The organism is Acuticoccus sediminis, from assembly GCF_003258595.1.
Taxonomy (GTDB): Bacteria; Pseudomonadota; Alphaproteobacteria; order Rhizobiales; family Amorphaceae; genus Acuticoccus; species Acuticoccus sediminis.
In genome coordinates, this window is record NZ_QHHQ01000003.1 from 629,788 (window position 1) to 647,114 (window position 17,327).

Sequence of the window (17,327 nt, forward strand, 5' to 3'; positions counted from 1 at the left end):
CCATGTTTCCCTTCAATGAGGACGATGATGTCTGACGGCGAGAGCAAGCCCAACACCCCGAACGCACCGGCCAACGGCTCCCACGAGCCCTCCATCGACACCATCCTGCGCATCCCGGTGAACATGCAGGTGGTCCTGGGCTCGGCGACGATGCCGGTGGCCAACCTCATGAAGCTCGGCCGCGGCCAGGTGGTCGCGCTCGACCACCGCGTCGGCGAGCCGGTCGACATCGTCGTCAACGGCCGCATCATCGCGCGCGGCGAGGTGGTGGTGGTCGACGACGACTCCTCGCGCTTCGGCGTGTCGCTGACCGAGATCGTCGGCCCGGCCGGCAGCGAGAGGTAGCCGATGCCCCCCGAAGCCGCCACCGCACCAGCGCCGCCCGCCCTTCCCAAACGGCAGCTGTCCAACGTCGAGAAGGTGGCCACCGTCCTCATGACCATGGGCCAGCACGCCGCCGGCGAGGTGATGAAGCACCTCGAGCCGCCGGAGCTGCGCACGGTGACCCATGCGATGGCCGAGCTGCGCCCGGTCCCGGTGCACCAGATCGAGGAGCTCGTCGAGGAGTTCATCACCCAGTTCGGGATCGGCACGAACGTCGTCGGCGACACCGCCACGGTGCAGCGGATGCTGGAAGGCATCCTGCCGCCGGAGCAGATCGCCGACATCATCGCCGAGATGGAAGGGAGGGTGAACCAGTCCATCTGGGACAAGATGAGCGGCCTGTCGGAAGGCTCGCTGGTGCCGTACCTGCTCAACGAGCACCCGCAGACCGCGGCCCTCGTCCTCACCAAGCTCGCCCCGCCCACCGCGGCGAAGGTGATGAGCGAGTTCCCGAAGGAGCTGCGCGACTCGGTCGCCCGGCGCATGCTGTCCACCAAGGCCGTCGTCGAGGATGCGCTGAAGATCGTCGAGAAGGCGCTCTACGAGGACTTCATGGTGAACCTCTCGCTCGCCGGCGGCGGCGACAGCCACGCCAGGATGGCCGACATCATCAACAAGATGGACCGGGAGCAGATGGAGGGCCTGCTCGACGGCCTCGCCTCGACGCACCCGAAGTCGGCGGAGATCCTGCGCTCGCTGCTCTTCACCTTCGACGACATCATCAAGCTCGCCCCGAAGGCGCTCACCACGCTGTTCGACAGCATCGACAACACGGACCTCGTGATGGCGCTCAAGGGGACCGACGCGGCCTTCCGCGCGCAGGTGCTCTCCTGCCTCGCCGCCCGCACGCGGCGCATGGTGGAGCAGGAGCTCGCCTCCGGCGAGGCGGCGACCGCCCGCGAGGTCAACGAGGCCCGGCGCAAGATCACCGACCTCGCCCTCGCCATGGGCCAGCGCGGCGAGATCGACCTGTCGACCGGGGACGACGACGGCGGGCTGCTGCAGTAGCCCCGCCGCCGGGCCGGCGGAGCGCCGCACGGGCGGCGATCCGCCCGCGCCCCCGACGCGCCGGCTGCCGCTGAGCGGCCGGCCGCCCTTCCCGCCTCCGGGCCCCCGGCCGCCTCGCGCGTCCCGGCGATGGAGTTGAGACGTGGAGTGGAGACATGGCGGACAAGCCCGACAGCTCTGAAAAGACGGAAGAGGCGACCCCGAAGAAGATCGAGGACTCGCTCAGCAAGGGCCAGACGCCATTCTCGCGCGAGGCGCCCGCCTTCGCCTCGCTCCTCGGCATCCTCACCGTGCTCGGCGTGATGGCGAGCGAGCAGACGCGGGACCTCGCCGCGGCCCTGTCGCGCCTGATGGACAACGCCTCCAGCTACGACCTCGGGCAGGGCGCGGACGTCACGGCCCTGTTCCTCGACGTCTACAAGACGGCGGCCGTCTTCACGCTGCCCATCGTCATCCTCCTCGCCGTGTTCGGACTGGCGGCAGGGTTTGCCCAATCCTCGCCCCGCATTGTCGGCGAGCGCATCCAGCCGAAGCTGGAGCGGATCTCCATCAATGCGGGCCTGAAACGCATCTTCGGGAGCCAGGGCGTCGTGGAATTTCTCCGCTCACTGTTCAAATTCGCGGTGATCGGGACCATCGCCGCGCTCCTTTTGCGCAACGAGGTTCCGACGGTGATCCGTGCCGTCTTCGTGGACCCGACGCTCCTCCCCAAGCAGATCCTGACGATCGCCATCCGCCTCCTCTCCACGATCTGCGCGGCGACCATCATTCTCGTCGCGGCCGATCTGACCTGGACGCGCATGAAGTGGCGGCGCGACCTGCGCATGACCCGGCGCGAGGTGAAGGACGAGCTGAAACAGTCGGAAGGCGACCCGATCCTGAAGGCCCGCATGCGATCGGCGCAGAAGGACCGTTCGCGCCGGCGCATGCTGACCGCGGTCCCCCAGTCGACGGTCGTCATCGCCAACCCCACCCACTACGCGGTCGCCCTCGCCTACGAGCGTGCCGTCGGCGGCGCGCCGAAGGTCGTCGCCAAGGGCGTCGACGCTGTGGCGCTCAGGATCCGCGAGCTCGCCGAGGGTGCCGAGGTGCCGGTGGTGGAGAACCCGCCCCTCGCCCGCGCCCTCTACTACGCGGTGGAGGTCGACCGGTTCATCCCCGAGGATTTCTATCGCGCGGTCGCGCAGGTGCTCTACTTCGTCTACTCCAAGGACGAAGAGGCCGCGAAGTCGCGGCCCGCCTTCTGAAGTCCTGCCGCCCCGCCGGTGGCGGGAGACGACGAGTGGGAGCGGGCGCCATGAGCGCGACGTCGAACAAGGAACGGATGCTCGCCGGCGAGCTCTACCTCGCCAGCGACCTGGAACTGGTGGCCGACTACGAGGCGGCGCAGACCCTCGTCGATGCGCTGAACGCCACCGTCGCGAGCGACACCGCCGCGCTGCGGGCGGTGCTGGGGCGCCTCCTCGGTCACCTCGGGGAGGACGCCGTGGTCCGGCCGAGCTTCCGCTGCGACTATGGCTTCAACATCGCCATCGGCGCGCGCACCTTCGTCAACTACGACTGCGTGTTCCTCGACTGCGCCGCGATCACCCTCGGCGCGGACGTGCAGGTCGCGCCCGGCGTGCACCTCTATACCGCGACCCACCCTCTCGACGCGGCCACCCGCCGCAGCGGTCTGGAGGCGGCACACCCGATCGTCATCGGCGACGGCGCCTGGCTCGGCGGGCGCGTCGTGGTCTGTCCCGGCGTCACGATCGGCGAGAACACGGTGGTCGCGGCGGGCAGCGTCGTCACCAGGGACCTTCCCGCCGGCGTCCTCGCCGCCGGAAGCCCGTGCCGCGTGGTCCGCACGCTCTAGCGCTTCCCGGCTCCGCCCTGGCGGGAGCGAAACTCGGCCTCGGCCCGGCCGGCCCGCCACCGCGGCGCCGTTGCGGGACAGTCGCCCTGCCGCAGCCCGGCATCGCGCGTGCCGTCCAATGGTGGCGGCATAGGTGATTGTTCGCCGGGACGCTTTTTGCCCGGTCACGGCATAGCTGTTAGCGCCGCGCCAGCCCCGCACAAGACGCTCCGCCTACGGTGGCCCCGTTCGAAGACGGATGGAGCGTCGAATCCGACCATGACCGTTGGAGCCATTCCACAAACATCAGCGGCCGTCGGCCCGCTCCACGTGATGGAGCTCGCCGGCCGCAGGGCCGACTGGGCCGCCACCCGGCAAGCCGCGATCGCGGGCAACATCGCGAACGCCAACACACCCGGCTACAAGGCGCGCGACATCGCCGCCTTCTCCGCCGACGGCGACAGGACCCACCTGCAGATGGTGGCGACCCGCGCCAACCACCTGACCCTCTCGCCCGGACGCCTCACCGGCGGCAGCCTCACACGCAAGGAAGGCTGGGACATGAAGCACTCGGCCAACAACGTGTCGCTGGACGAGCAGCTCATGAAGGCGGACGAGACCGCGCGCGAGCACCAGCTCTCGCTCCAGGTGATGGGCACCTTTCACCGCATGCTCCTCACCTCGGTGAGCTTCCGATGAGCGGTGCCGATCCACTGGCCATGGTGTCCCGCCTGTCGGGCGCCGGCCTCGAGGCGCAGTCCTACCGCCTGCGCGTCGTGTCGGAGAACATCGCCAACGCGCAGTCGACCGGGGGAACGCCCGGCGCCGACCCCTACCAGCGCAAGACCATCGTCTTCGGCGCCGAGCTCGACCGCGAGATCGGCGCCCTGTCGGTGCGCGTCAAGAACACCGCGCTCGACGATGCCCCCTTCATCGTCGAGCACGACCCCGGCCACCCGGCGGCGGACGCGGACGGCAACGTGAAGATGCCGAACGTGAACCTGCTCACCGAAATGGCGGACATGCGCGAGGCCAACCTCTCCTACGAGGCGAACCTCCAGATGATGAAGCGTGCCCGCTCGATGATCGCGCAAACCATTGACCTCCTGAGGAGCGGCTCATGATGAACGTCTCCCCCATCGGCGCCGGCGAATCGATCCGCCAGGTCGATCCGGTCGGCTCCGCCGCCACCGTCGGCGACAACTTCGAGGCGATGTTCGCCAAGATCGCCGCCAACGCGCGCGATGCGATGCGCACCGGCGAGGCGGCGGCGATCTCGGGCGTCGCCGGCGACACCTCGGTGCAGAGCGTCGTGCAGAGCCTGATGACGGCGGAGGAGCAGCTCCGCGCCGCCGTCGCCGTGCGCGACCGTGTCGTCGCCGCCTACCAGGAAATCGCGCGGATGCAGATCTAGGCCGACGGCCGGAGGCTGCCCTCGACCCGCCGGGCCAGCCGGCGGGCCAATCCCCATTCGCCACGCAATCGAAGGAGCGCCGCCATGAAGGCTCTCGCCATTGCCGCCACGGGCATGAGCGCACAGCAGACGAACCTCGAGGTGATCGCCAACAACGTGGCGAACATCAACACGACCGGCTTCAAGCGCTCGCGCGCCGAGTTCGCGGACCTGCTCTACCAGACCGACCGCGCCCAGGGCGTGCCCAACCGGGGCGGCGAGCTGCCGGTGCCGGAAGGCACCCGTATCGGCCTCGGCGTGCGCACCGTCGCGGTGCGCAACCTCCACGAACAGGGTCCGCTGAAGGGCACGAACAACCCGCTCGACCTCGCCATCAACGGTCGCGGCTGGTTCCAGATCATCGGCCCCAACGGCGAGACGCTCTACACCCGCGCCGGCAGCTTCAATCTCGGCCCCAACGGCGAGATCGTCACCCTGGACGGCTACCTGGTCGACCCCGGCTTCAACGTGCCGATCGACGCGACGGAGATCGTCGTCAACCAGTCGGGCGAGGTGTACGCCAAGTTCGCGGGCGTCACCGCGACGCAGCAGCTCGGCCAGATCAGCCTCGCCGTCTTCCCCAACGACGCCGGCCTCGAGGCGCTGGGAGACAACCTCTTCCGCGAGACGCCCGCGTCCGGACAGGCGACCCTCGGCTTTCCCGGTGACACCAACTTCGGCACCCTGCAGCAGGGCTATCTCGAGGACTCCAACGTCGACCCGGTGAAGGAGATCACCGAGCTCATCTCCGCCCAGCGCGCCTACGAGATGAACTCCAAGGTGATCCAGACGGCCGACGACATGGCGGGCACCGTCTCGAAGGGTATCCGCTGATGGTCGCGGCGCGGGCGTTCCACCCGATGTGCGGCGCCGCTTTGGCGCTCGCCCTCGCCGCGGCTCCGGCGGCCGCCGTCGACCAGTCCGGCGGCCTGCTGCCGGTCCCGGCGGAGACCATCAACCGAGGCGACACCGTCTCGGCGGATATGCTGACCGAGCGGCATTTCTACTACGACCCGAACCGGCCGCTGGCCGTCCTCACCGATCCTTCCCGCGCGATCGGCCGGGAGGCGCGGCGCACGCTGCCCGCCGGCAAGCCGATCCCGCTCAACGCCTTCCAGACGTCGAGGGTCGTCTTCCGGGGCAAGCCGACGCAGGCGCGCTTCCGGATGGGCAACCTGACGATCACGACGACCGTGCTGCCACAGGCGGACGGCGGGGTGGGCGACATCGTCCAGGCGCGCAACCTCGACTCCAACCGGATGGTCTCGGGCATCGTCGGGATGGACGGCGCGATCGAGGTGTCGGCCCCATGACGCGCCTCCTCACGATCACGGTCGCGGCGCTGTCGCTCCTCCTCACCGCCGGGGCTCCCGGCGGGCCGGACGGATCGCGCATCAAGGACATCACCACCGTCCAGGGCGTGCGCGACAACCAGCTCATCGGCTACGGCCTCGTCATCGGCCTGCAGGGGACCGGCGACACGCTGCGCAACGCGCCCTTCACCGAGCAGGCGCTGAAGTCGATGCTGGACCGGATGGGCGTCGCCGTGCGCGGCGTTCCGCTGCGCGCCCAGAACGTCGCCGCCGTCACGGTGACGGCGACGCTGCCGCCCTTCGTCGGCGTCGGCTCGCGCATCGACGTTGCGGTCTCCTCCATCGGTGACGCGACCTCGCTGCGCGGCGGCACGCTGGTGGTGACCCCGCTGACCGGCGGCGACGGCCAGGTCTACGCCGTGGCGCAGGGCCAGGTGCAGACCTCCGGCGTCAACGTCCAGGGCCAGGCGGCGACCCTCACCGAGGGCGTCGCGACCGCCGGCCGCGTCCCCAACGGGGCGCTGGTGGAGCGCAAGGTGCCGGGCACCCTCGTCGGGATCGACAAGCTGGTGCTGGAGCTCAACAACCCGGACTACCGCACGGCGGCCAAGATCGCCGACGCCATCAACGCGTACACCGAGCGGCGCTGGGGCAGCCGGATCGCCGCGGAGCGCGACCTGCGCACCGTCGTCCTCAACAAGCCAAAGTCCGTCGGCGCGACGCGCTTCCTCGCCGAGATCGGCCAGCTCACGGTGGAGACCGACGCCCCGGCCCGCGTCGTCGTCGACCAGGCGACCGGCACCGTCGTCATCGGCGCCAACGTGCGCGTGTCCACCGTCGCCCTCGCGCACGGCAACCTGACGCTGCGCGTCGCCGAGTCGCCCACGGTCGTCCAGCCCGATCCGTTCTCCTACGGCGTGACCGCGGTCGAGCCGAACACCTTCGTCTCCGCCGAGGAGGCCGGCGGCAAGATCGCCATCGTCGACGGCACCGACCTCCAGACCCTCGTCCACGGCCTCAACACCATCGGTCTGAAGCCGTCGGACATCATCTCGATCCTTCAAACCATCAAGACCGCAGGCGCCCTTCAAGCGGAGCTGATCGTCCAATGACCCATCACCTGACCCACTCCGCCAGTGCGGTGGCGCTCGCGATCGCCCTCCTCGCCGCGCCGTTCGCCCTGGCGCCCGCCGCCGACGCCGAGGAGAGCTCGGCCGCCGAGGCCTACTGCCGGAACCTCGCCGACGAGGCCGGCGACGTGCGCTTCGCCCGCAAGCTCGCCCGCCTCCAGGAGGCCGAGCAGCAGGTCAACGCCCGCCTCCAGGCCCTCGAGGCCAAGCGACAGGAATACGAGGACTGGCTGACCCGGCGCGAGAAGTTCCTGAAGCTCGCCGAACAGAACCTCGTCGCCATCTACGCCGGCATGCGGCCGGACGCCGCCTCCCAGCAGCTCGCCGCCATGAACGAGCTGCAGGCGGCGGCGGTGATCGCAAAGGTCTCGCCCCGCACGGCGAGCGCGATCCTGAACGAGATGGACACCAAGAAGGCGGCCCGGATCGCCGCCATCATGGCCGGCCTGTCGCGCGACGACCTCAACGGGATGCCATCGTGAGACGCGTCCTCATGTTCGGCACGACGGCGTTCGTGCTGGCGGGATGCGCCGACGGCACTCCGCTGGTCAAACCCGAGCTGTCGCCGGTCGGCACGGGCCTCGTCGCCGAGCGGATGCCGATGGCGGCTGCGGTCGAGGTGGCCGCGCTCGGCGACCCGACCTCGCTCTACGGCCGGCGGACGCGCGAGCTCCTCACCGACGTGCGCGCCAGCAACGTGGGCGACACGCTGACCGTCATGATCCAGCTCGACGACAAGGCCGAATTCGACAACGAGTCCGAGCGCAAGCGCAAGTCCGACGCCAATCTCGACTTCGGCCTCAACGTCTCCGGCCGCGGCTTCGACGGACCGGAAGGGTCGGCCGAGGGTGCTCTCACCGGCAACGTCGGCTCGACCTCCAACTACAAGGGCACCGGCACCATCGACCGCTCCGAGAAGCTGCGGCTTCGCGTGGCGGCGGTGGTGAAGGAGGTGCTGCCCAACGGCAACCTCTTCATCACAGGCAGCCAGGAGATCCGCGTCAACGACGAGATGCGCGTCCTCACCGTCGCCGGGATCGTCAACCCGCTCGACGTGAACCGCCTCAACACCGTCGACTACGAACGCATCGCCGAGGCGCGCATCTCCTACGGCGGCCGGGGCCGGCAGAGCGAGATCCAATCCCCGAACTGGGGCCAGCAGATCTACGACAGGGTGGTACCGTTCTGATGGAAGACGACGTCACGGCAGATGATCTGGCGACTGACGACGACAAGAAGAAAGGCGGCATGATGGGGACGATCCTCGCCGCCGTTGTCGTCACGCTCATGGGCGGCGCCGCCGGCGCGGGCCTCGGCATGATGCAGGTGGACACGATCTCCAGCGTCGCCACCAAGCGCGCCAACGAGGTGGAGATCCAGAAGCCCTCCCTCGCCTGGGACAAGGAGACGACGGTGACCCGGCTGGAACCGGTCATCACCAACCTCGCCTCCCCGTCCGGCGCGCGCATCCGCCTCGACACCGCGATGGTGTTCGACGTGGAGGCGGTGGAGGACGTGGAGCGGATGAAGGCGACGCTCTCGACCGACCTCATCGCCTTCCTGCGCACGGTCTCGCTGGGGGAGCTCATCGGCGCCTCGGCCTTCAACCACCTGCGCGACGACCTCAACGAACGCGTGCGCGCCGCCTCGAGCGGCACCGTGCAGGAGCTTCTGATCGAGTCGATGGTCTTCCAGTAGGGATTGGATCCGGAAAATGACTTTCCGATTTGTGCGTCATGGTCTCATCGTCGCCATGGCGGCGAGCCCGCTCGTCCTCGTCGCCGGCGCGGCGGCCGCCCAGCAGCTCGACCTCTCCGAGCTGCTTCCGGCCGGCAGCGGCTCGGCCTCCGGGCGGATCATCCAGTTCGTCGCCCTCATCACGGTGCTGTCGCTGGCGCCGGGGCTCCTCATCATGGTGACGAGCTTCACCCGGATGATCGTCGCCCTCTCCTTCCTGCGCGCCGGTCTCGGCCTGCAGACGACGCCGGCGAACATCGTCGTGATCTCGCTGGCGCTCTTCATGACCTTCTACGTGATGGGTCCGGTGTTCGACAAAGCCTGGGAGGACGGGGTGCGCCCGCTGACCCAGAACGAGATCACCGAGGAGGAGGCCTACACCCGCGTCACCGAGCCGTTCAGGGAGTTCATGCTGCAGCAGGTGCGCCCGCGCGACCTCGAGCTCTTCGCCGACCTCGCCGGCATCGAGGCCTCGTCGGAGCGCGTGACGGAGCTGCGCACCCTCGTCCCCGCCTTCATGATCTCCGAGCTGCGGCGCGGCTTCGAGATCGGCTTCCTGGTGCTGCTCCCCTTCCTGGTGATCGACCTCATCGTCGCGACGCTCATCATGTCGATGGGCATGATGATGATGCCGCCGACGGTGATCGCGCTGCCGTTCAAGATCCTGTTCTTCGTCCTGATCGACGGCTGGAACCTGATCGTCGGTTCCCTGGTCCGCTCCTTCGTGTGAGCGGGCCCGCGACGGGCGGCGGCTATGGCAACACAGAAATAATCACAGCCACCGCTCAATTCACAAAGCTTCAAGCAAGCTCGTCAGGTTAGAACCTGCTCGTGCGCAGGTTGGCGGACAGCACAGTTCCCGCCAATGACATGAAGTCCACCCTGCGAGCCGTGTCCGGCATGTTTCCCCTCATCTTGTATTGCGTAGAGGACGAAACAATGACCAGCATCATCACGAACGCTGCCGCGATCTCCGCCCTTCGGAACCTGCAGAACGTCAACAGCGCCCTCGAGACCACCAACGAGCGCGTCTCCACCGGCCTGCGCGTCAACGACGCCGCCGACAACGCGACCTACTGGGAGCTCGCCACCACCGCGCGTTCGGAGAACTCCGCCGACATCGCCCTGCGCGACTCGCTCGGCATCGGCAAGGCGCTGATGACCTCCGTGCAGGCGACGATGGACGCGACCGTCTCCGAGCTGCAGGACCTCCAGACCCTTCTCGTCTCCGCGCGGCAGGCCGGTGCCGACCGCTCGGCGATCCAGACGGAGGTGGACGGCATCGTCTCCCGCCTCGAGTCCCTCGCGGCGACCCAGCCGATGAACGGCGTGACCCTGTTCACCGCCGACCCGGCCTCGAACAGCGACATCTCCTACGTCACCTCGATCAACCACTCCGCCACCACCACCTTCGGCACGCTGACGGTCGCGACGGACAGCTTCATCCTGACCGACTCGGCAACGAACGCGGGCATCCTCAACGGCACGGCTGCCGCGGTCATCACCGACCTCGACGGCACGACGGTGAGCGCGGCGACCGACGCGACGGCCGCCACCGTGCTCGACCCGTACATCGCCGCGCTCGACACGGCGATCGCCTCCGCAATCGCGGGTGCGCAGGAGGCCGGCGCCTCCCTCTCCGCCCTGGAGTCGGCCGAGTCGTACCTCAACTCGATGATCGACGCGCGGACGGTGGCGATCGGCGACCTCGTCGACGCCAACATGGAGGAGGAATCCACCAAGCTCCGCGCCCTGCAGACGCAACAGCAGCTCGCTATCGAGGCCCTCTCGATCGCGAACTCGCAGAGCTCCTCGATCCTGGGCCTCTTCCGCTAGGCGGCAGGTCCGGTCTCATGAAGGGTCGCCCTGACGGGCGGCCCTTTTTGTCGTTCCCCGGGAGCCGACATCCGGCCGCCGGCCGCGCGCCGGAGGGCGCCCCGGCACGGATGTTTCGGCGAACCTGATATCCTTCGCCAACCGCCCGCCTCTGCCACACATCCCCCATCTGATCCGAGGGAGCGCCACCGCTTCCGCGCCTGGAACGCGCGCCGGCGAGCGCGCTCGCAATCCCGCGCGGCGACCGGCTGGGGCCGAAGTGCTGTAGGACGAGTATGCTGACCAACAATACCGCATCGAAGGTTTTCGGCGGGGCCGACGCCGCCGGCTCGACCGTGCGCGAACGGCGCGATGGCCCGAGCGACGGGATCGGGTCGGCCCTACCGCGCCTCCGGTCGGTCGCCACGCCGAACGGCGACGCCCAGACCGCTGATGCCGCCGCCCGGACACGGCCGTTGCCGCTCCGCGAGCTGCGCGAGCCGGTGCAGGAACCGGCCGACCGGCCGTCCGACTACGATCCGTCGCTGTGGGACGCGTCCGCCGCCGAGCTCTCCATCGCGCCCGCCGGGCCCGCCCCGCACACCGCGGCGCCCGTCGCGCTTCTCCCTGCCCCCGTGCCGCCGGCGGACGACCTCGAAGGCGTCTACGTCGAGTTCGCCTTCGCCGACGAGGACGCCGCGCCGGCGCCGGCGCCCTCGCAGAGCCCAGGCGTGAAGTACGGCCGCCGCAGGACGGACAGGGTCGGCACCGCGCCTGTGTACGCGGACGCCAAGGACGCCGCTGCGGAGGTCCGCTGCACGGGTTCGGCCTTCGCCAACGCGCTGCTGACCGAGGTCACGACCCTCTCGGGAGACGCTCCGGCAAAGGTCGGCACCACCATCGACACCGGGGCCGAGACCGCGGCGCCGGCCATTGTCACCGGACAGGCGGCACGCAGCGCGCAGCGCTCCTACCGGTTCTGACGCCTTCCCGGAGGCGCCGGGCGACGCGCCGGGCGACATTCCCTCGCCGGACGTCGCGGCACCGGTCCGAGGCAGGCGGCTCACCCGGCAAACCGGAATTTGCGAAAGCTGAAAGTGCGGCGGAAGTGCGGATTTCCTCGCTCCGCGGCAGTCCCGCGCCGGGGTTCGCGCGTTAAGTGGCCGAAGCCGGTTCGGCGGGTCGATCCGGCACCTGTTCCCCCATGTACGCCATGACGGCGTGCCCGGTCCGCTCCGTGTTCGGAGTCATCCCTTGCCGCCGCGCACCGTACCGCGCGTCAGGCAGCCTCATGTGTATCGAGTAGAGGACGCCAAGCGATGAGACGCTCTCATCCCGACGGCCCGGTCCTGGCCCTCCTCCCGGCCAACGACAACGGCGCCCCCATCGTCGCCGATCTCCCCACGCCGCTCGCACGGCGGGGCACGCGGCTCTGCGGCACGGCGATCGCGCTGCCGCCCGGCGCGCTCGACGAGCTGCGCAACCTCAACGCCCATCGCATCCGCTACGCCGAGGCGCTGCAACGCCTCGCCGCGGACCGCGAGGCGTTCCGGGAGTTGCTGGCCGAGTTCCGGTAGGCGGCGGCAGGGGCGAGCCGAACCGGACGGACCGACGAGGGATCAGGACGCAGAAGGATCACGGTTATGACGACCATCCACGCCAACAGCGCCGCGCTGACGGCCCTTCGCGAAGTCAATTCGATCAACAGGCAGATCGCCGCCAGTACCGAGCGGGTCTCGACCGGCAACCGCATCAACAGCGCCAGGGACGGCGCCGCACTCTGGGCCATCGCGGCGACGATCCAGAGCGACATCTCGCTGTCGGACACCCTCATCGACCAGCTGGCCGTCGCAGAGGCCGCGTTCGACGCCGCGTCCGCGGGGCTGTCGTCCGCATCCGACACGCTCCAGGACATCCGCGACAACCTCGTCCTCGCCCGCGCGAACGGGGCCGACCGCGTCACCATCCAGAGCGAGATCGACGGGCTCCAGGCCACGCTCCGGTCGACGGCGGCGGACGCCAACATCGGCGATGTCGAGATCCTCAGCCAGTCCGCGTCGGCGAGCTACAATCCGGTGAAGTCGTTCGTCGCCAACGTCAGCCGCTCGGGCGGTTCCGTCACCGTCACCGACTTCGAGATCGACGTCCGCGGCGTGGCGCTCGTCAACGACAACGCCGACGAGGGCATCCTCGACGCCTCGCGCACCGAGAACGCAACCACCGATACCGTGCTCGACTTCGACATTTCCGGGCTGACGGACTCGGCGGCGGACATCCAGACGATCGACGACCTCATCGCCATCGTCGACGCGGCCATGGGCGAGGTCACGGACGCCGGAGCGACCGTCGGCGCGATGGTCAACCAGGTGCAGTCCCACGCCGCCATGGTGGAGACGATCGCGACGGCGCGCGAGCAGGCCTACGCCTCCCTCGTCGAAGTGGACCTCGAGGAGGAGGCCGCGTTGCAGGAGGCGCTTCTCGTGCGGCAGCAGCTCGCCATCGAGGCGCTCGCGATCTCCAACTCCTCGCTGTCCACGATCCTGCGCCTCTTCGAATAGGCGCGGCCCCTGGACATGCTGACCGGTGGGAAATGCGGACCCGCGGCCACGTCCCGGCAAGGACGTGGCCCTATGGCATTCAGGCTCGCACCGGCATGCGCGGTCCCGCTTCCCGGGCCGGGGCGCGACCGGTACCCCGAAAAATCGAAAAGCTGACACACCACAAGGTTCGTGCCAGCGACGCGGCGTAGACGATTAAGCGTAGCAGGTTGGACGAACACGGCATCCCCCACTCGAACGCGCCGGTGCTCTCCAAAGGCATGAGGCCGCCCTGAACAAGCCGACCGTCGGCATGTCTTTCTCAAGTGCCACAAGGAAAGACGATGACGAGCCTTCTCACCAATACCGCGGCGATGGTCGCGCTTCAGACGCTCAACAGCATCAACTCCTCGCTCAACGAGGCGAACAACCGTGTGTCGACGGGCCTGCGGATCCGGCAGGCCGCGGACTCGGCCGCCTACTGGGCGATCGCGACGACCACCGACTCCGACAACGGCGCGCTCAGCACCGTCAAGGACGCGCTCGCCATCGGCAAGTCGACCCTCGACGTCGCCTATAGCGGCCTCGACAACATCCGGGACTCGCTCCAGAAGCTCAAGGAGCTCCTGGTCTCGGCCCGCCAGCCGGGCGTCAACCGCGCCAACGTCCAGGTCGAAATCGACGGCCTCATCACCGACATGGTGAACAAGGCCGGCGCCTCGGTGATCAACGAGCAGAACTTCCTCTCCGTCGACACCGACGACGCGGCCTACAACTCCACCAAGGCCGTCGTCGCATCGTTCGAGCGTGCCGCGTCGGGCATCGCCCTCTCGACCATCGACCTCGACATCACCAACGTCATCCTGGTCGACGCGGACAGCTCCAACGACGGCCACAACGGCATCCTCGACCGCGACCGCTCCGGTTCCGGCATCGCCCAGGTGACCGACAGCGGCGGCGCCACCCACGACGGCATCATGGCGCTGATGTCCTACGAGGCGGCCGGCCCGGTCGACGTCGCCCCCATCGGCGACCTGACGGATTCGGCGGCGGACCTCACCATCCTGGAAGGCTTCATCCAGGGCGTCGACGAGACGCTGGTGGACGTCATCACCGCTCAGAACGCCGTCGGCGTGAACCTTGCCCGTGCCGAGAGCCAGCTCGTCTTCGTCGACGCGCTGATGGACGCCAACAAGCGCGCGGTCGGTGCCCTCGTCGATGCCAACATGGAAGAAGAGTCCACCAAGCTACGTGCCCTCCAGACCCAGCAGCAGCTTTCCGTCGAGTCGCTCTCCATCGCCAACGCCTCGGCCCAGAACGTCCTCGCCCTCTTCCGCTAAACGGACCGGCCCGGGCCGGTCGAGCCGCGCTCCCGCCCGGGGCGCGGCAGAACCGGCGCCGGCAGTCCGCCACCGCTGAGCTCAGCGCTCCCGGGCGCGAGCCGCAAGGCCGGGCCCAGCGTCATGCGATAGGCCTTGCGATGCAGCAGGTTGGTTCCACGCCGCCGTGCATCCGGTCGTGCGTTCCCAAAGGTATGAGGCCGCCCTGCAAGCCGATCGTCGGCATGTCTTTCTCACGTAGTCAAAGGAAAGACGATGACGAGCCTTCTCACAAACACCGCGGCCATGGTCGCGCTCCAGACGCTCAACAGCATCAACGCGTCGCTCAACGAAACGAACAACCGCGTCTCGACGGGTCTGCGGATCCGCGAGGCCTCCGACTCCGCCGCCTACTGGGCGATCGCGACGACCACCGCCTCCGACAACGGCGCGCTCAGCACCGTCAAGGACGCGCTCGCCATCGGCAAGTCGACCCTCGACGTCGTCTACAACGGCCTCGAGACGACCCGCGACTCGCTCCAGAAGCTCAAGGAGCTCCTAGTCTCGGCCCGCCAGCCGGGCGTCAACCGTGTCAACGTCCAGGTCGAAATCGACGGTCTCATCACCGACATGGTGAACAAGGCCGGCGCCTCGGTGATCAACGAGCAGAACTTCCTCTCCGTCGACACCGACGACGCGGCCTACAACTCCACCAAGGCCGTCGTCGCCTCCTTCGAGCGCTCCGCGAGCGGGATCTCGATCTCGACCATCGACCTCGACATCTCGAACGTCATCCTCGTCGACGCCGACAGCTCCACGGACGGCCACAACGGCCTGCTCGACAAGGACCGCTCCGGCTCCGGCATCGCCCAGGTGACCGACAGCGGCGGCGCCACCCATGACGGCATCATGGCGCTGATGTCCTACGAGGCGGCCGGCCCGGTCGACGTCGCCCCGATCGGCGACCTCACTGACTCGGCGGCCGACCTCACCACCCTGGAAGGCTTCATCCAGGGCGTCGACGCGGTCCTCGTCGATGTCATCTCCGCGCAGAACACGGTGGGTGTGAACCTCGCCCGCGCCGAGAGCCAGATGTCGTTCATCGATGCGCTGATGGACGCCAACACCCGCGCGGTCGGCTCGCTGATCGACGCCAACATGGAAGAAGAGTCCACCAAGCTGCGCGCGCTGCAGACCCAGCAGCAGCTCTCGGTGGAATCCCTCTCCATCGCCAACGCCTCGGCCCAGAACGTCCTGGCCCTCTTCCGTTAAGCGTACCGGCCTCCGGTCGAATTTCTGTGGCACCACCTGGGCCGCGTTCCCCCCGGAACGCGGCCTTTTTCAATGCCGTAGCGCCGGTCCGGACACCCGCTACGCATCCCAAGCCCCAGACCAGCGGCTGGGGGTAAACAGTCCGTGGCTGCAGGTTGGTCGGGCGTCTGCCGAGCCCGTTTTCCGGCGCACGCGCCGCCTTTGCCAAAGGGATGTACCCGCCCTGCTCCAGCCGATCGTCGGCATGTCTTTCTCACATTCCCAAAGGAAAGACGATGACGAGCCTTCTCACCAACACCGCGGCCATGGTCGCGCTTCAGACCCTCAACCAGATCAACGCGTCGCTGAACACGACGAACAACCGCGTGTCGACCGGCCTGCGCATCGCCCAGGCCCAGGATTCGGCCGCGTACTGGGCGATCGCGACGACCACCGCCTCCGACAACGGCGCCCTCTCCTCCGTCCAGGACGCGCTCGCCATCGGCAAGTCCACCCTGGACGTCATGTACAACGGCCTCGAGTCGACCCGCGACAGCCTTCAGAAGATGAAGGAGCTCCTGGTGTCGGCCCGCCAGCCGGGCGTCGACCGGACCAACGTCCAGGTCGAGATCGACGGCCTGCTCACCGACATGCAGAACAAGGCCGGCGCGTCGGTCATCAACGAGCAGAACTTCCTGGCCGTCGATTCCTCGGCTGCCGACTGGAACGCCACGAAGGCGATCGTCGCCTCCTTCGAGCGCTCAGCCAGCGGCATCTCGATCTCGACCATCGACCTCGACATCTCGAGCCTGACGCTCACCGACGCCCATGCCACCGCCGCGTCGAAGATCGGCATCCTCGACCAGCAGCGCGGCGTGGCGGTGACCACCGGTCCGTCCCCGCTCGCCGCTGACGCCACCATCAGCGTCCTCGACGTCGACATCAGCGCGCTGACCGACTCCGAGGACGACCTGCAGCGTCTCGAGCAGTTTATCAGCCTGGTCGATTCCGCCCTCGTCGACACGATCTCGGCACAGAACACCGTCGGCGTGAACCTCGCACGCGCCGAGTCGCAGAAGTCGTTCATCGACGCGCTGATGGACGCCAACGACCGCGCCGTCGGTGCCCTGATCGACGCCAACATGGAAGAAGAGTCCACCAAGCTGCGCGCGCTGCAGACCCAGCAGCAGCTCTCGGTGGAATCCCTCTCCATCGCCAACGCCTCGGCCCAGAACGTCCTGGCCCTCTTCCGCTAGGCCGTCCGGACCTGAAGGTCTGCGGGCCGTCCCCTCCGGGGGGCGGCCTTTTTTGCGTTCGGCGCCGCCCCTGCGCTCCCACATCGCCGCGCTGCACCGAGGCGGTTTCCCTCCCCGTCCAGCCGCCGCCACCGGTGGCCGGAAGACCACAGCGCCCCGGCTGCCCGGCGCCCGGCCGGCCCAATCCGGAGCGCGCAAGATACGCGACAGGCATATCAGCCACATTGCCCCTGCAGCGGCCCGGATTGTGCGCGTTTTTCGTTCCCGGCCGTCACGTTCAGCAAACT

General features: G+C 68.8%; 21 protein-coding genes. All 21 read left to right on the top strand.

Annotation, left to right across the window (positions count from 1 at the left end; all coding sequences use genetic code 11):
* Positions 1-27: 27 nt before the first annotated feature.
* The 21 genes from fliN to DLJ53_RS17185 all read left to right on the top strand — a co-directional run bounded on the left by fliN (position 28) and on the right by DLJ53_RS17185 (position 17,040).
* Entirely contained in the window at positions 28-345 is a 318-nt protein-coding gene (fliN, locus tag DLJ53_RS17085; RefSeq protein ID WP_226578008.1) for a flagellar motor switch protein FliN, read from the top strand.
* A gap of 3 nt (positions 346-348) precedes the next feature.
* On the top strand, positions 349-1,392 hold the full coding sequence (locus tag DLJ53_RS17090) for a flagellar motor switch protein FliG (RefSeq protein ID WP_111347433.1): 1,044 nt from the start codon (positions 349-351) through the stop codon (positions 1,390-1,392).
* Between the two features lie 155 nt (positions 1,393-1,547).
* The gene (gene flhB, locus DLJ53_RS17095; protein WP_111347435.1) at positions 1,548-2,639 is read left to right on the top strand and encodes a flagellar biosynthesis protein FlhB; all 1,092 of its coding nucleotides are present in this window, start codon (positions 1,548-1,550) and stop codon (positions 2,637-2,639) included.
* A gap of 50 nt (positions 2,640-2,689) precedes the next feature.
* Entirely contained in the window at positions 2,690-3,250 is a 561-nt protein-coding gene (locus DLJ53_RS17100) for a sugar O-acetyltransferase (protein ID WP_111347437.1), read from the top strand.
* Between the two features lie 258 nt (positions 3,251-3,508).
* The gene (locus DLJ53_RS17105; protein ID WP_111347438.1) at positions 3,509-3,928 is read left to right on the top strand and encodes a flagellar basal body protein; all 420 of its coding nucleotides are present in this window, start codon (positions 3,509-3,511) and stop codon (positions 3,926-3,928) included.
* Positions 3,925-4,353: a flagellar basal body rod protein FlgC gene (gene flgC, locus DLJ53_RS17110; RefSeq protein WP_111347440.1), complete on the top strand. Its 429-nt coding sequence runs from the start codon at positions 3,925-3,927 to the stop codon at positions 4,351-4,353. Before DLJ53_RS17105 ends, flgC begins: the two co-directional genes overlap by 4 nt.
* Positions 4,350-4,643 (top strand): flagellar hook-basal body complex protein FliE, encoded by a 294-nt coding sequence (gene fliE, locus DLJ53_RS17115; protein ID WP_111347441.1) that lies wholly within the window; start codon positions 4,350-4,352, stop codon positions 4,641-4,643. The genes flgC and fliE overlap by 4 nt, the downstream gene beginning before the upstream one ends.
* A gap of 84 nt (positions 4,644-4,727) precedes the next feature.
* Positions 4,728-5,516: a flagellar basal-body rod protein FlgG gene (gene flgG, locus DLJ53_RS17120; RefSeq protein WP_111347443.1), complete on the top strand. Its 789-nt coding sequence runs from the start codon at positions 4,728-4,730 to the stop codon at positions 5,514-5,516.
* Entirely contained in the window at positions 5,516-5,995 is a 480-nt protein-coding gene (gene flgA / locus DLJ53_RS17125; RefSeq protein WP_111347444.1) for a flagellar basal body P-ring formation chaperone FlgA, read from the top strand. Before flgG ends, flgA begins: the two co-directional genes overlap by 1 nt.
* Positions 5,992-7,107 (top strand): flagellar basal body P-ring protein FlgI, encoded by a 1,116-nt coding sequence (gene flgI / locus DLJ53_RS17130; RefSeq protein WP_111347446.1) that lies wholly within the window; start codon positions 5,992-5,994, stop codon positions 7,105-7,107. Before flgA ends, flgI begins: the two co-directional genes overlap by 4 nt.
* Complete coding sequence (locus tag DLJ53_RS17135; RefSeq protein WP_111347448.1) at positions 7,104-7,607, top strand: MotE family protein; 504 nt, start codon at positions 7,104-7,106, stop codon at positions 7,605-7,607. The genes flgI and DLJ53_RS17135 overlap by 4 nt, the downstream gene beginning before the upstream one ends.
* Positions 7,604-8,314, top strand: coding sequence for a flagellar basal body L-ring protein FlgH (locus DLJ53_RS17140; RefSeq protein ID WP_226577994.1), 711 nt, complete (start codon positions 7,604-7,606; stop codon positions 8,312-8,314). The genes DLJ53_RS17135 and DLJ53_RS17140 overlap by 4 nt, the downstream gene beginning before the upstream one ends.
* Entirely contained in the window at positions 8,314-8,823 is a 510-nt protein-coding gene (locus DLJ53_RS17145; RefSeq protein WP_111347451.1) for a flagellar basal body-associated FliL family protein, read from the top strand. Before DLJ53_RS17140 ends, DLJ53_RS17145 begins: the two co-directional genes overlap by 1 nt.
* Before the next feature lie 16 nt (positions 8,824-8,839).
* Positions 8,840-9,592, top strand: coding sequence for a flagellar type III secretion system pore protein FliP (fliP, locus tag DLJ53_RS17150; protein WP_244935091.1), 753 nt, complete (start codon positions 8,840-8,842; stop codon positions 9,590-9,592).
* A 209-nt stretch (positions 9,593-9,801) separates the two neighbouring features.
* A complete protein-coding gene (locus DLJ53_RS17155; RefSeq protein WP_162409295.1) occupies positions 9,802-10,698 on the top strand; it encodes a flagellin N-terminal helical domain-containing protein in 897 nt (298 codons plus the stop codon).
* Positions 10,699-10,973: 275 nt separating this feature from the next.
* Positions 10,974-11,660, top strand: a complete 687-nt coding sequence (locus tag DLJ53_RS17160; protein WP_111347454.1) for a hypothetical protein — start codon at positions 10,974-10,976, stop codon at positions 11,658-11,660.
* A 336-nt stretch (positions 11,661-11,996) separates the two neighbouring features.
* Positions 11,997-12,254, top strand: a complete 258-nt coding sequence (locus DLJ53_RS17165) for a hypothetical protein (protein ID WP_111347456.1) — start codon at positions 11,997-11,999, stop codon at positions 12,252-12,254.
* Between the two features lie 66 nt (positions 12,255-12,320).
* Complete coding sequence (locus tag DLJ53_RS17170; RefSeq protein ID WP_111347458.1) at positions 12,321-13,235, top strand: flagellin N-terminal helical domain-containing protein; 915 nt, start codon at positions 12,321-12,323, stop codon at positions 13,233-13,235.
* Between the two features lie 323 nt (positions 13,236-13,558).
* Entirely contained in the window at positions 13,559-14,554 is a 996-nt protein-coding gene (locus DLJ53_RS17175; RefSeq protein ID WP_111347459.1) for a flagellin N-terminal helical domain-containing protein, read from the top strand.
* A gap of 255 nt (positions 14,555-14,809) precedes the next feature.
* Positions 14,810-15,805: a flagellin N-terminal helical domain-containing protein gene (locus DLJ53_RS17180; protein WP_111347461.1), complete on the top strand. Its 996-nt coding sequence runs from the start codon at positions 14,810-14,812 to the stop codon at positions 15,803-15,805.
* A gap of 275 nt (positions 15,806-16,080) precedes the next feature.
* Positions 16,081-17,040, top strand: coding sequence for a flagellin N-terminal helical domain-containing protein (locus DLJ53_RS17185; RefSeq protein WP_111347462.1), 960 nt, complete (start codon positions 16,081-16,083; stop codon positions 17,038-17,040).
* Positions 17,041-17,327 lie beyond the last annotated feature (287 nt).